The following is a 13901-nucleotide window of genomic DNA, read 5'->3' on the forward strand; positions in this document are numbered from 1 at the left end:
TTTCAGGCGCCCTGTTCGCCTTCATGAACGATAACAGGCTCGTTCATGACCGGAAAATTGACCGATCGTGCGATGAAGCACATGTCGTGCGCCTTGTGATGCAGGTCCAGTGCTTTCTCGGCGTCTGACGTGGCAGACAGGATGACGCGGGGATGAAGCGTTACGGACGTGAACTGCCCAGCGCCGGTGCGTTCTTCTTCCATTTCGCCGGTAGCCTGGTCTTCGTATGCCGTGACAACGATGCCTGCTTGCGCACAGAGCCCCAGAAACCAGAGTTTGTGACAGGCTGACAGGGATGCCAGAAGCAGATCTTCAGGATTCCATCGGGCAGGGTCTCCGCGAAAAGAAGGGTCGGATGATCCTTCAATCGTGGGCTTGCCGGGCGCCGTAATATCGTAATCGCGCGTGTAACTGCGAGCAGAGGATGTGCCGGTTCCTGTATTGCCGGTCCAGACAACCTTCACGGAATAAGTATGCTGTTTACCGGCCATGGTTAATCCTGCCTCCTGCTGTCTTCCTGCCCTAACGGCAGGAAGACAGTATGCTCATGGGGCTTTGGGTAATGCAAAGGCCACGACTTCATCGCTGTTGCGTGTTTTCAGCCCGCCATGGCCACCCACAGCCAGCACGACATATTGTCGGCCGTCTTCGCCCATATAGGTCAGCGGCGTGGCATTGCCGCCGGCATCCAGTTCCGTCTTGAAGAGGGTATGGCCGTCATGCCCATCAAGAACATGGAAGCTCTGATCGGCCAGAGCGCCCATGAACACCAGACCATTTGGCGTGGTCACGCTGCCGCCCATGGAGAAGACGCTGGTAGGGAGGCCAACGGGCATCCGCAGCATGTTCGTCGGGCCAACATTCTTCGTTGTGCCTAAAGCCCGCTCCCAGATGATCCGACGGTGAACAAGATCAATGGCCTGCATTTTGCCCCAGGGCGGTGCGAGGCAAGGGGCACCAAACGGGCCAAGCCAAGGCTTCACGACGGCCGCGAAGGGCAGGCCATGTTGGGGATTGTTCGTGAAAACAGGTTCTGGATAAGGCTGTGCCCAGTCATGCCAGGATTTGTAGAGCCCTTTGGCAAGAGCTTTTTCCTGCGGCACCAGCGTCATCAGGAACGGAATGAACGTGGTGTTGATATACATGACACCGTGCGTCGGATCGATGGTGCCCCCATACCAGTCTGCCACGCCATCAAACGCTGGAAAGCCCACGGTTCCCTGCTGGCTAGGCGGTGTGAAAAGGCCCTTGTCCCGCAAGGAGCGGAAGGCAATGCGGCAGAACATCTGATCGTATGGGGTCGCGCCCCACATGTCGTCTTCTGTCAGATTAGGGCGGCGCAGATTGGGCATGTCGACGGACAGTGGCTGCGTCGGCGAATAGTGCTCGCCCGGTGTGTCCCCGGCAGGTACGGGTGTTTCCTGAACGCGATAGAATGGAGCACCGGTACGCCGGTCCAGCACGAAGAGTTCGCCCTGCTTGGTTGTTTGTACCAGTGCGGGCGTCAGGGTGCCGTGGGCATCTGGCAGATCCACGAGAGAGGGGCCGACCGGGAGGTCAAAATCCCACAGATCATGATGCACGGTCTGGAAATGCCAGCGCTCTTCACCCGTCGTGATATCCAACGCGACAAGGGAGCTGTCATACTTCTCGTCAAAGCTCCGGCGCTTGCCACCGAAATAGTCAGGCGTGGCAATCCCGAGCGGGACGTAAACCATGTTCAGCCCGGCATCGGCCGTATAGACGCCCCAGCCATTGGCGGTGCCGCGGGTAAAGACTTCGCCCGGATCCAGAGGTTTGTTGGTCGGTGTGCGGCCCATGTCCCAGGCCCAGGCCAGTTGGCCCGTAATGGCATCAAAGCCACGAATAACCCCGGAAGGTTCGCCAACCGTCTGATCATCATAAACCCAGCCACTCGTCATGATGCGGTTATGCAGCACCATGGGTGGGGAGGTAATGAAGTGAAAGCCGGGTGGAATAGCTCCCATCCCACCCCGGAGATCCACAATGCCATGATCGCCAAAACTTTCGCAGAGTTTTCCCGTGTCGGCATCGACTTCAAACAGGGTTGGAGGGGAGCTGGAATTTGTTGAGACGATGCGATGGGCGCAATCCGTTCCCGGCGCATTGACGTAGGACACGCCACGGCAGGCCTGATAGATATTCTTGCCGAATTCCCCACCTGGCGAATATCGCCAGATTTCCTTTCCGGATGTTGCATCTAGCGCCACGACATCTCGGTGTGGCGTGCAGAAAAACAGCCGGTTGCCGATCTTGATGGGGGTTGCTTCAAAGCTGAATTCCCGCCCGCGGGAGTTCTCGCCCGCGCGTGGCAGATCCTTGCTGTGATAGACCCACGCCACTTTCAAGTCGTGTGCGTTGGCGGCATTGATCTGGGTGGGCATGGCAAAGCGGTCTCCTGCCGGAGAGCCGCCATAGAACTGCCAGTCATTGGCAGCCTGCTGGTCCGCGCCCGGAAGGGTCGCACCGGTCTCACCGGGGAACGGATTGAACTGGTGGTCGCGCGAGGCAGTAATGTGCCAGCCGCAGGCGAACACAAAGACAAAGAGTGCCGCGCAGAAGGCCATGCCGCCTGCCGCAACGGGTTTGCCGAAGGAGCGACGCTCCGTGCCCTGGAGCAGTCGTCCCGCAATCCATGGACTGAACACCCACAGGCCCATCCCCGCTGGCAGGGCGAGAGGCGGAAGAAGGCGCCAGCCGTCAAGGCCTACGCGTCCCAATGCCCAGACAAGCGTATAAAGCAGGAGAGCGGCATAAACTGCGGAAGCACCGGGGTGAAGCCGGATCATCAGAATGCCGGACGCCACCATGAGGACGCCTGCGACGGCGTAGTAGAAAGAGCCTCCCAGCCCAATCAGCCAGAAACCGGGCAAGGCCAGACCCAGGCCGAGCAGAACGAGTAAGATGCCAGTCACAAGGGGCAGGAACGAACTGCGTCGAGGCGTGGGCGGCATGGATTTTTCCTTTGGGGTAACCGAAAGGATTAATCCCGCATGGGGGAGTGCAGTTTCCTAAAAAAGAAAATAGGGCGTTCTTTTGCGCCCGACTGCTTCAGATCGACTTCAGTGCGCCACCATCAATACGGATCATGCTGCCGGTTATATAGGCAGCACCCGTACTGGCGAGAAAAGCTGCAGTCGCACCGAACTCTTCGACAGTGCCGTAACGTCCAACGGGAATATTGCGGGCCTTTTCTTCCTGAACGGCCTCCGGTGTTTTACCCGTCTTGCGGGCTTCGGCCTCTGCCAGGAAATGGGTTCGATCCGTTGTGATATGGCCAGGCAGAAGCATGTTGACCGTCACGGCATAGGGGGCCACTTCCGTCGCAAGTGTTTTGGACCAGCCCGCGAGTGCTGAGCGTAATGTGACGGAGACGCCAAGCCTGATATTCGGCTCAACCACAACAGCCGATGCGATAGTAAGGATGCGCCCCCACCGGCGCTCCTTCATACCGGGCAGTACCGCATCCGCAATTCTGAACAGGCTCAGAACCATGGTCTCAAACTGCTGTTTCCATGTGTCTATGGAAATGCCCTCAACACCTGATGGGGAGGGGCCGCCGGTATTGTTTACCAGAATGGAAATATCCGGATGCTGCGTGCGGATGGCCTGAACAAATTCCTCAACGGAGGCGCTATTCGACAGATCAACCGGCAGTGTAGCCGTCTGAACGCCGTGCTGACTGGCAATGGCCATGGCAGCCTCTGTCAGTCTGTCACTGGCGCGTGCAGCCAGAACGATATGGACCCCTTCTGCCGCCAGCGCCTCCGCAACGCCGCGGCCCAGGCCGGAGGAGGCGCCAAGAACAAGAGCTTTGCGGCCGGAAATCTGGAGGTCCATATCAAAGTATCCTTAGGGGCGAGATAGAATTGAGAAAGATGATCGGGTAACGATCAGCGCATCCCCGGCTGTTTCTTGACCGTCTGCCAAAGCGTTTCCAGCGTTTCCAGATTTTGCTCCCCCATTGTTTTACCCTCAGAGGCCAGGCTTGCTTCCATGGCTTCGAAACGGCGCGTGAACTTCCGGTTGCTGCGGCGCAATGCGGCTTCCGGGTCAATGCCCAGCTTGCGTGCCAGACTGGCGACAGTGAACAGGACATCCCCCAGTTCGTCTTCGATCCGGTCGCGGTCTCCGTCCAGTTCGGCTTTAAGTTCGCCGATCTCCTCCTGGACCTTTTCCAACACGCCTGACGCATCATCCCAGTCGAACCCGACGCGCGCCGCTCGGCGGCACAGCTTGGCGGCTCTGACCAGGGCAGGCAGATGTTGGGCCACACCAGCGAGTGCGCCATATTCTGCTTTGGCGTGGCGCTCGGTTTCTTTCGTGCGTTCCCACAGGTCTTCGTCGTGTTCTACATCGCTGAAGATGTTGGGATGACGGCGGACCATCTTGTCAGCGATCTTTCCAGCAACGGTTTCGAAGTCAAATTGGCCCTTTTCTTCAGCCATTTGAGCTTGGAACACGACTTGTAGCAGCAGATCCCCGAGTTCATCCGGCAAGGAATCACTGTCATCCCGGGCGATGGCATCCATCACCTCATACGCTTCTTCTATGGCGAAGGGCGCAATGGTTTCGGGTGTCTGTGCCACGTCCCACGGGCAACCGCTCTGCGGGTCGCGCAGGCGCTTCATGATGTCCAGAAGGCGGTCAATCTGACGGACGGGGTGGGTCTGGGTCATAACAGCTCCTGGGTAATGATCTGGCGTCTGGCCTGACCCAAAGCATACTCTTTCGTTGCACAGACAGAAAGCACAGAGCGCACGAACCGCTCTCACGGGATGACAGCACCAAGGGTAACGCGATAAGAAGGCCAGCCCGGCTGCTTGGACAGGCCGGACATTTTTTGCAGACCGGATTTTAAATACATGGCCAGGATCTTTATCGACGGAGAAGCAGGAACCACGGGGCTTGGCATACGCCAGCGTATCGAGGTCCTGCCGGAAAGTTACGGTTTCGAACTGCTATCGATTGATCCGGCTCTGCGAAAAGATGCTGAGGCACGGCGTGCCCTGCTGGCGCAGGCGGATATTGCCATTCTCTGTCTGCCAGACGATGCCGCGCGTGAAACTGTTGCTCTGGCAGAGGGTCTGAACGTCCGTATTCTGGATGCCAGTACGGCGCACCGGATTGCCGATGGCTGGGTTTATGGTCTGCCGGAACTGGATGAAGATCAGGGCACCCTGATACGCGGTGCGACCCATGTTGCGAATCCTGGCTGTTATCCAACGGGTGCAATTGCGCTTTTGCGGCCGCTGGTTCGCGCTGGACTTGTCCCAGCCGACCACTCCATCTCCATCAATGCCGTATCGGGTTACAGTGGGGCAGGGCGCTCCGCGATCGAGGCGCATGAACGGGATGGCGGCCCGGCATTCTTTCTTTATGGGCTGACGCTGGAGCACAAGCATCTTCCAGAAATCCAGCACTATTCCGGCCTGACGCGCCAGCCGGTGTTCGTGCCGTCTGTAGGGCACTTTCCGCAGGGCATGATTGTGTCCATCCCGCTTCACCTTGCGGATCTGCCCGGCCATCCGACGCCGCGCGATCTGGAAGCAACGCTTGAAAAAGCTTATCGTGGGTGTGACCATGTGCGGGTTCTGCCGTCTGAACCCAAACTCCTGGCAGATGCGCTGGCCAATACGGACAATATGGAGCTCCGTGTGCACGGTAATGCGCAGGGAGAAAAAGTAGTTCTGACCGCGCGTCTCGACAATCTGGGTAAAGGAGCCTCTGGCGCTGCGATCCAGAATCTGCTTTTGATGCTGGGTCTCTGATTTTCCACGGTTTGGGATTTTTTTTTCACGGTCTGGTCCTTTGCTCAGGAATGCACTAGGGTCTGGGCCGTTCGCGCGAGAGTGGCGGAACGGTAGACGCAGTCGGCTCAAAATCGACCGCCGAAAGGCATGGGGGTTCGAATCCCCCCTCTCGCACCACAAACCGGGCGCACCAGTCTGGCTGCACCCGAGGACCGTTTAGCCCGGAACGAGCATGTCCAAGCCGACTGTCAGACCTTCCCGCCCGTTCTTTTCCTCTGGTCCGTGCGCAAAACGCCCTGGCTGGTCCCTCTCGGCTCTGGATCAGGCCCTGCTGGGACGGTCACATCGTGCCCCTGAAGGCCGTGCGCGCCTGAAGGAAGTCATCACCCGCTCAAAAAATATCCTAGGCATTCCCGCAGACTGGCGTCTGGCTGTTGTTCCGGCTTCGGACACCGGTGCGGTTGAGATGATTCTCTGGGCCATCGCCGGTGAGCGCGGCATGGATGTGCTATCTTTTGAAAGTTTTTCCGGAACATGGGCGCAGGATCTGCGGGACGTTCTGAAAATCGAAGATCTTCGCGTGCTGGACGCGCCTTATGGAGAGCTTCCGGATCTGGCGGCTGTAGACTGGTCCCGCGATGTCGTCCTGACCTGGAACGGTACAACGTCAGGCGTTCGCATTCCGAATGCAGAGGCTATTCCCGTCGAGCATGACGGTTTGATCATCTGTGATGCAACATCCGCTGCTTTCGCCATGGACCTTCCGTGGGATCGTCTGGATGTTGTCACCTGGTCCTGGCAGAAGGCCCTCGGCGGTGAAGCGGCTCATGGCATGGTGGCCATCAGCCCTCGTGCTGCCGCTCGTCTGACAGAGGCTGCCCCACGTCCGCTGCCCAAAATTTTCCGTCTGACGGGAAAGAAAGGGCTGCTGGAGGCTGTGTTCGAAGGGGATACCATCAATACGCCCTCCATGCTGTGCGTAGAAGATGCACTGGATGGTTTGCGGTGGGCAGAGTCTGCGGGTGGTCTCCCTGCTCTCAAGGCGCGCTCGCAAGCCAGTCTGGCCGTCGTAGCGGAATGGGTGGAAAAGACGGATTGGGTGTCCTTTCTTGCGTCTGATCCCGCAACGCGGTCCTGCACGTCAATCTGCCTCAAAATCGTAGCACCCTGGTTCGAGGCCCTGTCGCCTGAATCCCGGGCCAAGGCCGTCAAGCACCTGACCGGGCTGGTCGCACAGGAAGGTGCAGGCTATGACCTCGCGTCTTATCGAGACGCCCCTGCTGGTTTGCGGATCTGGGGAGGAGCCACCGTTGATGCAGCGGATATTCAGGCTCTCCTACCGTGGCTGGACTGGGCGTATGAGTGCACGCGCGAGGAGTTTGCTGCATGAGCCTGTATTCCGAGACCCCGAGCGCTGCCCTTCTGCCGTCTGGCTTCTCCGACCTTCTTCCGGGTGAAGCCGAAGCTGAGGCGCGGGGTATTGCCTGCGTCATGGAAGCCTTTTCCCGGCATGGTTATGAGCGTGTACGCCCGCCCATGCTGGAGTTTGAAACCTCTCTTCTGAACGGTTCAGGCGGTGCGCTCTCCACTCAGACGTTCCGTCTGATGGATCCAAGCTCTCATCGTATGATGGCCCTTCGGCCAGATATGACGACGCAGATTGCCCGTATCGCCAGTGTCCGCCTTCAAGATGCACCGCGCCCGCTGCGTCTCTCTTATTCCGGAAGCTGTATCGTCATCGGTACGCCGGGACGTGAAGCTGACCGTCAGGTTTCCCAGGCGGGTATCGAACTGATCGGCCCGGATTCTGCACAGGCTGATGCTGAAGTGGTGGCGCTGGGCGCCAGAGCACTTGAGGAACTGGGCATTAAGGGTGTGTCCTTCGATCTCTCGTTGCCAGCTCTGGCTCTGGGCCTGATTGAGACTGCTATCCCTGAAACCGACCGGGAAGATCTGATTCAGGCGCTGAACCGCAAGGATGCAGCATCTGTTGCTGAACTTGGCGGCTCAATCGCCGACACTCTGGCGGTTATGCTTCAGGCCGCAGGCCCTGCCAGTCGCGCGCTTGATCTGCTCGCCTCTCTCGACTTTCCGGCTTCCGTTCGTCCGCATTTCGAGCGTCTGGTTGCCTCCGTTGCCGCTATTCGCGAGCGCGCACCGGCCCTGCGTCTGACGGTAGATCCCGTGGATTTCCGGGGATGGCAGTATCATACCGGACTATGCATCACGGTCTTTTCCACCACCTCGCGTGAAGAACTGGGTCGTGGTGGACGGTATATTGCGGGTCAGGAGCCAGCCTGTGGTTTGACGTTGCGTCCGCAGGCGCTGTTGCGTGCGGCTCCTGTGCCGCCGTCCCGTCCGCGGTGCTATGTGCCCGTTCGGCTGGAGGATGAGGCCATGGCAGCCCTCCATGCTCAAGGTTTTGCGACGGTTTCTGCACTTGAAGTAGATGCAGAGCCTGATGCCGAAGCGCGCCATCTGCGCTGCACCCATGTCTGGCGGAATGGCGCAGCGCACGCGCTCTGACCCCCAGTTTTTTCTAATTTCTGCTCTGCATACCAAGTCGAGGAAGCCAGCTCATGTCCAACGTCACCGTGATCGGAACCCAGTGGGGGGACGAGGGTAAAGGCAAGATCGTAGACTGGCTTGCCAGCCGCGCTGATATCGTTGTCCGTTTCCAGGGTGGTCACAACGCCGGTCATACGCTGGTTGTCGGCGATCAGGTCTACAAGCTGTCACTGCTGCCATCAGGTCTCGTGCGTGGCCAGATTGGCGTAATCGGCAATGGCGTCGTTATTGATCCGAAGGCTCTGATGTCTGAAATCGACCGCGTAACGGCGCAGGGCCTGAAGGTCACGCCGGAAACGCTGTGGATTGCTGAGAATGCTCCGCTGATCCTGCCGGTACATGGTGCGCTGGATCGTGCGCGTGAAGCTGCTCGCGGTGATCGCAAGATCGGCACAACGGGTCGCGGTATTGGCCCGGCTTATGAAGACAAGGTTGCCCGTCGTGCCATTCGCGTCTGTGATCTGGCTGAGCCGGAGACGCTGGACTGGAAGCTGGACGAAGTACTTCTGCATCACAACACGCTGCTGGCGGGTCTGGGTGCTGATACTTTCACGAAGGAAGAACTCAAGGACTTCCTGACGGAATTCACACCGCGTCTGATGTCTTTCGCATGCCCGGTCTGGGACCGTCTGGACGAAGCGCGTCGTGCTGGCCGTCGTATCCTGTTTGAAGGTGCGCAGGCCGTCATGCTGGACGTCGATCACGGCACCTATCCGTTCGTGACCAGCTCCAACACGGTCGCTGCCGTTGCCGCATCCGGTAGTGGTGTCAGCCCGTCTTCCATCGGCTTCGTGCTAGGTATTGCCAAGGCGTACACAACCCGCGTGGGCGAAGGTCCGTTCCCGAGCGAACTGTTCGATGACGTTGGCCGTACGATCGGTGAGCGTGGTCATGAGTTCGGCACGGTCACTGGCCGTCCCCGTCGTTGTGGCTGGTTCGATGCCGTCATGCTGCGCCGTGCAGCCCGTGTTGGCGGCGTCACGGGCATCGCCCTGACAAAGCTGGACGTGCTGGATGGTCTGGAAGAAATCTCGATCTGTGTTGGCTATGAGCTGGACGGCAAGAAGATCGATACCTTCCCATCCGCTCCGGGTGCACAGGCCCGTGTGAAGCCAATTTATGAGACGATGCCAGGTTGGCAGGAAACCACAGCGGGCGCCCGTTCCTGGGGTGAACTGCCGGCACAGGCCATCAAGTATGTGCGTCGCATTGAAGAGCTGATTGAAGCTCCGGTGACGCTGCTGTCCACCAGCCCGGAGCGTGATGACACGATCCTGATGCGTGACCCGTTCGAAGACTGAGTTTTTCTGAACGTGAAACTGCCGGTCCGTTAACGAAGCCTCAATTCCTGTCCGGCATAGAGTGTCAGACAGGAATTTGATGGAACGGACATGGATTACACTCAGGGAGATGACAGCCCCGAACTGCTGATCGCAGACCGTTACCTGGTGAATACGAGCCAGAAACAACCTGACCTCAGCGGCTGTCCTGCCTGGGTGGCTCAGGATATTACGGCCACAGGTTCAACCTGGCTGGCTCTGGCACCGTCCATGCCATCTCCCCATTTCTCTGATCTTATGTTTTTCCGACATGAGAGTGTTATCGGCCTGCATGCCCATGAATATCATGCAGGCTCGCTCTGGGTGCTATGTCCGCACCCTCCCGGACCGTCCCTGAAAGACAATCTGGGTGTCTGGTCTGAAAGCCAGATTATTGATGGGGTTATACGCCCTATTGCCGATGCTCTTGAGAAGCTCTCCTCCATGGGGCTGACCTGTCGCGGGATCCGGCCAGATAATCTGTTTGTTGGGCAGGGGCTGCATCAGGTGGTCGTTGGCCCGCTTGGGGTTGCCTGTAACGCAGAAGCGCAGCCTGTCCTGTTCGAGCCTTTGTCTTCCGCAGTCTGTCATCCAACGGCGCGGGGAGGCGGGACAATTGCCTGTGACATCTTCTCATTGGGAGTACTGGTTCTTTCCCTTTGCATCGGGGAAGTGCCCCTGAGGGGCCTGTCAGATAACGAAATTCTGCAACGACGTTTTGAAGTGGGGTCTGCCGAGGCCTACATGCAGGGGCATAACGTTCCCGCAGGTCTGGTCTCCCTTCTAGAGGCCATGCTTTCAGACAGGCCCGAAAACAGACCCTCTCCCAATGACCTTATAACCATTGCGCCGAGCAAGCTGTTTTCAATCCGGCCCGATATTCCCGCGCGCTCGCCTCTGGTCATTGGCGGTGTGGAGGTCAGAACACCACAGGCACTGGCATGGTATGCCGGGACATATCCCAATGAGTTCCTGTCTTTGCTTCAGCGAAAAATTGTCAGCCAATGGTTACATCGAGAGCTGGAGCTGTCGGTCATGTCCAGCCTGATCGAACAGGCTGGAATTGCGTTTTTGCCATCCAGCGGAAACAAAGCCGTAGACCCGACGACAATGGTTGTGACACGGGCCATTGCCATTCTGGACTCTGCCGCTCCAATGTTCTGGGCCGGACACTGGTTCTGGCCATCCGCCATTCCTCATATGTTGGCGTGTGCCGAAGCCGGACGGTTCCCGCCTGAAGAGCAGCGCAATATTCGTGGGATAGCGGGCTTCCTGATGACGAGCCCAGAAGTGTTTGATGTTCCTTCGCTGCCCGCATTGCAGGCAAAGCAGATCAATGATCTCGCCACTGATGTGCGGCGAACAGGTGCAAAGGGAATGGAGCAGATCCGTCGTGTACCTTACGACGTGAATGTCTATCAGCCCTGCCTGTCTTCTCGTTGCCTGAAAGAACGGATCTCGTTGTCAGCGGGTCTGTTGCAATGGCTGGATAGGCACGTTTCGGAACAGGAGCTTTCTGCCGACGACCTGGGGCGTTCAGGCTTTCTGGACGATCAGATGCGGACTTTTCTGGAAAGTCATTGCGCGCGCCAGGGGATCATCCCACTTGCGCAGTCCCAGAAAGCGGGTCTTCCGTCCTGGCTTTCGGATCTGACATTGATGGCTGCGGCCCAGCGCCGTTTCGACAAGACGCCCCTCAGTGCTGTGGCAAAGCGGGCGCTTTTCTTGCTGGAAAACGAGCTTAAGCAATGGCGAAGCAAAACGACGAGAGCAAAGCGTCGTGCCCGGCTTTTTCAGCTGGCCGAAACGGGAAATCTTACGAAGTTTCTTGATAACGTCACTGACCCTGCCGGCTTGCAGCACGATCGCAAGCTGGCTCGGCAGGCTGAAGCAGAGATTGCCCATCTTGAGAAAGTTCTCGAGGAGGAGCCTGTCCGCAAAGCTGTCCATGAAAAACAGGCCCGCAATGCTGGAGAGTTCTTCTCACTCTTGATCGGGATTGCTGTCGCGATGACCAGTATCTGGCTGGAGTTTTGTGAATGACCCGCCAGTCAGTGCGTTTGCGCGTGACGGAGGCGAGTTTCAAATGGTGGCACGGCCTCATCCTTGGCCTGCTGTTGGCATATGTGCCGGGCAGTCTGCTTGTGGGCGGTGTTCTGCTGCTGCCTCTGATCGCGCTTCGATTCATCGATCCGGATGCTGACCGTCAGCGGATCATGATTGTTCTGTTTTATCTGGGGGGCGTCATGGTTCATCCCTTGAGAGAAGCATGGTTGTCACATGGGGATTGGGAGGCCTGTACCCAGCAAATTATGCAGCCAATGCTGCTTGTGATGGACTGGATGGCCGTTGGTGTGGCGTGGCTGGTCGCTGAAGCGTCTGCCATTGGTGCCAGACTTTGGTATGCGGATTATGTTCGCAGAGAGCGCAGGGCCATCGAAAAGAAGATCGACGCCCTGCGAGAGGAATGGCTGACTTCAGACAGTGAGAGGCAGGCCTGAAAAGGCCGGGTTCTTCAATCTTCCGGGGTTTCTTCTTCTGAGGGGCTCTCGACAAGCCGGGAGGCAAGATCTCCCGTAGCTCCACCCACAAGACCGCGTGCATAATCCTGAGCTGAGAACGGGCGCAGGTCTTCGGCCTGTTCGCCGACACCGACCATGTGCACGGGCAGTTTGAACTGTTCTGCAAGTGCGACCACAATTCCGCCGCGGGCAGAGCCGTCCAGTTTGGTCACGATCAGGCCTGTCACGTTCACCAGTTCACGGAATACCCGCACCTGCTCAATGGCGTTCTGACCGGTCGTTGCATCCAGCACCAGCAATACCGAATGCGGGGCGGTTGGGTCGAATTTCTGCATGACGCGGATGATCTTGGCCAGCTCTTCCATGAGCGCGCCCTTATTGTGCAGGCGGCCAGCCGTATCGATGAAGAGGAGGTCTTTTCCCTCTTCCGTTGCGCGTTTGATACCGTCATAGGCGAGGCCCGCAGCATCTGCTCCATGTTTTCCCGCGATAACGGGCACGTCTGAGCGTTGTCCCCAGACCTGAAGCTGTTCGACAGCCGCAGCACGGAAGGTATCTCCCGCCACGAGCATGACGGATTTGCCTTCGTCGCTGTAATGGCGGGCCATTTTGCCGATGGTTGTGGTCTTGCCTACACCGTTGACGCCCACCACGAGAACGACATGTGGCTTCTTCTTGGGATCAGGTTCAAACGGGATCGCAACGGGCTCCAGAACCCGCGCAATCTCTTCGGCCAGGGCGTCGCGAATTTCGTCACTTGTGACGTCCTTGCCAAAACGGGAGCTGCGAAAGCTCTCGATGACACGCTCGGCCACGACAGGCCCCAGATCTGCCGCAATCAGTTCGTCTTCGAGTTCTTCAAGAGCAGCATCGTCCAGCTTGCGATGCGTGAACACAGCTCCGAGACGTGAGCTCGAGCGTGAAAGACCCTGTTTGAGTCGTGAGAAAAATCCAGCCATTTACGGGAGTTCGGACAGGTCAGGCCTAACGTCAAGTCTGTAGCGTCGATTTCCTGAGAGTAAACGGGCTGTTGGGCGATTGTTTCACACATTTACAGTCCGAAAGCGTTCCAGTTTCTGTGGGGGCGTATGGTTCTTCACCCCGGTTTTATGGGGTGAAGCTAAGAGGGATGTCTGGTGTTTGGTCTTTGGAAGAAGACCAAACTCTACCTGAGTGACAGAAGAGGGTTTCCGTCCGACGATCTCCGCTCGCAATGTTAACAGTGAAGTGGGTATACGGATCACACCTACCCATTCATTTGAATGTTCAGGCGGCTGCCTTCATCACCGATTTTGCGTCCGAGTTTAGTTACGACGGTGATGCGGACGTAACGTCTTCCCGGCTTGCCAGTCGTCGGGAAGGGGTAGAGGTACAATCCCTTTGTCTGGCCTGAGCTCAACACGGATTTTTCCTTTGCGAGGGCGCATTATCGGGCGTTGATCGGGCAAGTTATGGAATTAATGGTGGCTAGGTGATGAACGCCCCGAGTTTCGTCTGTTCGTTTGGCATCCTTGTGCAGATCAAAGGCCTTGGTATGGCGGTTTGCAGGACTGCTGCTTGAAGAATACCCACTGGCCTGCGCTCCACAGGAACCCAGTTTGAATATTGGCTTCCGTTTCCCCAAAAACCTGAAACGTGGAGCGAACGTCTTCGATACGCATGCCTAGGCGGTACAATATGCGTATAACTATCGCCTGACAGGCGTCTGCTGTGCCGAG

Annotated in this window: 11 protein-coding genes and 1 tRNA gene; 7 read left to right on the plus strand and 5 right to left on the minus strand. The window is 57.9% G+C overall.

The window, feature by feature from the left end; all coding sequences use genetic code 11:
- Positions 1–2: 2 nt before the first annotated feature.
- The 4 genes from KP707_RS14865 to mazG all read right to left on the minus strand — a co-directional run bounded on the left by KP707_RS14865 (position 3) and on the right by mazG (position 4700).
- The gene (locus KP707_RS14865; RefSeq protein WP_211503561.1) at positions 3–491 is read right to left on the minus strand and encodes an OsmC family protein; all 489 of its coding nucleotides are present in this window, start codon (positions 489–491) and stop codon (positions 3–5) included.
- A 54-nt stretch (positions 492–545) separates the two neighbouring features.
- Positions 546–2975, minus strand: coding sequence for a membrane-bound PQQ-dependent dehydrogenase, glucose/quinate/shikimate family (locus tag KP707_RS14870; RefSeq protein ID WP_211503560.1), 2430 nt, complete (start codon positions 2973–2975; stop codon positions 546–548).
- 97 nt (positions 2976–3072) lie between these two features.
- A complete protein-coding gene (locus tag KP707_RS14875) occupies positions 3073–3861 on the minus strand; it encodes an SDR family oxidoreductase (RefSeq protein ID WP_211503559.1) in 789 nt (262 codons plus the stop codon).
- A 53-nt stretch (positions 3862–3914) separates the two neighbouring features.
- On the minus strand, positions 3915–4700 hold the full coding sequence (gene mazG, locus KP707_RS14880; RefSeq protein ID WP_046900823.1) for a nucleoside triphosphate pyrophosphohydrolase: 786 nt from the start codon (positions 4698–4700) through the stop codon (positions 3915–3917).
- A gap of 186 nt (positions 4701–4886) precedes the next feature.
- On the opposite strand from mazG, the gene argC reads away from it, so the two are divergent.
- The 7 genes from argC (at position 4887) to KP707_RS14915 (ending at position 12162) form a co-directional block, all read left to right on the plus strand.
- Complete coding sequence (gene argC / locus KP707_RS14885) at positions 4887–5792, plus strand: N-acetyl-gamma-glutamyl-phosphate reductase (RefSeq protein WP_211503558.1); 906 nt, start codon at positions 4887–4889, stop codon at positions 5790–5792.
- A gap of 75 nt (positions 5793–5867) precedes the next feature.
- Positions 5868–5951 (plus strand) — tRNA-Leu (locus tag KP707_RS14890).
- 55 nt (positions 5952–6006) lie between these two features.
- Positions 6007–7164, plus strand: a complete 1158-nt coding sequence (locus KP707_RS14895; protein WP_211503557.1) for a phosphoserine transaminase — start codon at positions 6007–6009, stop codon at positions 7162–7164.
- On the plus strand, positions 7161–8300 hold the full coding sequence (locus tag KP707_RS14900; RefSeq protein WP_211503556.1) for an ATP phosphoribosyltransferase regulatory subunit: 1140 nt from the start codon (positions 7161–7163) through the stop codon (positions 8298–8300). The genes KP707_RS14895 and KP707_RS14900 overlap by 4 nt, the downstream gene beginning before the upstream one ends.
- 53 nt (positions 8301–8353) lie before the next feature.
- Entirely contained in the window at positions 8354–9643 is a 1290-nt protein-coding gene (locus KP707_RS14905) for an adenylosuccinate synthase (protein WP_211503555.1), read from the plus strand.
- A gap of 90 nt (positions 9644–9733) precedes the next feature.
- The gene (locus tag KP707_RS14910; RefSeq protein ID WP_211503554.1) at positions 9734–11704 is read left to right on the plus strand and encodes a protein kinase domain-containing protein; all 1971 of its coding nucleotides are present in this window, start codon (positions 9734–9736) and stop codon (positions 11702–11704) included.
- Complete coding sequence (locus KP707_RS14915; protein WP_211503553.1) at positions 11701–12162, plus strand: hypothetical protein; 462 nt, start codon at positions 11701–11703, stop codon at positions 12160–12162. Before KP707_RS14910 ends, KP707_RS14915 begins: the two co-directional genes overlap by 4 nt.
- A gap of 14 nt (positions 12163–12176) precedes the next feature.
- On the opposite strand, the gene ftsY is transcribed toward KP707_RS14915, so the two are convergent.
- Entirely contained in the window at positions 12177–13142 is a 966-nt protein-coding gene (gene ftsY, locus KP707_RS14920) for a signal recognition particle-docking protein FtsY (protein ID WP_211503552.1), read from the minus strand.
- Positions 13143–13901 lie beyond the last annotated feature (759 nt).

The sequence above is a fragment of the Gluconobacter sp. P5E10 genome (assembly GCF_018812145.1).
Classification (GTDB): domain Bacteria; phylum Pseudomonadota; class Alphaproteobacteria; order Acetobacterales; family Acetobacteraceae; genus Gluconobacter; species Gluconobacter cerinus.

What these genes read in the sequence shown, in the direction of transcription:
- KP707_RS14865 (WP_211503561.1), bottom strand. Translation starts at nt 491, where the DNA reads ATGGCCGGTAAACAGCATACTTATTCCGTGAAGGTTGTCTGGACCGGC.
- KP707_RS14870 (WP_211503560.1), bottom strand. Translation starts at nt 2,975, where the DNA reads ATGCCGCCCACGCCTCGACGCAGTTCGTTCCTGCCCCTTGTGACTGGC.
- KP707_RS14875 (WP_211503559.1), bottom strand. Translation starts at nt 3,861, where the DNA reads ATGGACCTCCAGATTTCCGGCCGCAAAGCTCTTGTTCTTGGCGCCTCC.
- mazG (WP_046900823.1), bottom strand. Translation starts at nt 4,700, where the DNA reads ATGACCCAGACCCACCCCGTCCGTCAGATTGACCGCCTTCTGGACATC.
- argC (WP_211503558.1), top strand. Translation starts at nt 4,887, where the DNA reads ATGGCCAGGATCTTTATCGACGGAGAAGCAGGAACCACGGGGCTTGGC.
- KP707_RS14895 (WP_211503557.1), top strand. Translation starts at nt 6,007, where the DNA reads ATGTCCAAGCCGACTGTCAGACCTTCCCGCCCGTTCTTTTCCTCTGGT.
- KP707_RS14900 (WP_211503556.1), top strand. Translation starts at nt 7,161, where the DNA reads ATGAGCCTGTATTCCGAGACCCCGAGCGCTGCCCTTCTGCCGTCTGGC.
- KP707_RS14905 (WP_211503555.1), top strand. Translation starts at nt 8,354, where the DNA reads ATGTCCAACGTCACCGTGATCGGAACCCAGTGGGGGGACGAGGGTAAA.
- KP707_RS14910 (WP_211503554.1), top strand. Translation starts at nt 9,734, where the DNA reads ATGGATTACACTCAGGGAGATGACAGCCCCGAACTGCTGATCGCAGAC.
- KP707_RS14915 (WP_211503553.1), top strand. Translation starts at nt 11,701, where the DNA reads ATGACCCGCCAGTCAGTGCGTTTGCGCGTGACGGAGGCGAGTTTCAAA.
- ftsY (WP_211503552.1), bottom strand. Translation starts at nt 13,142, where the DNA reads ATGGCTGGATTTTTCTCACGACTCAAACAGGGTCTTTCACGCTCGAGC.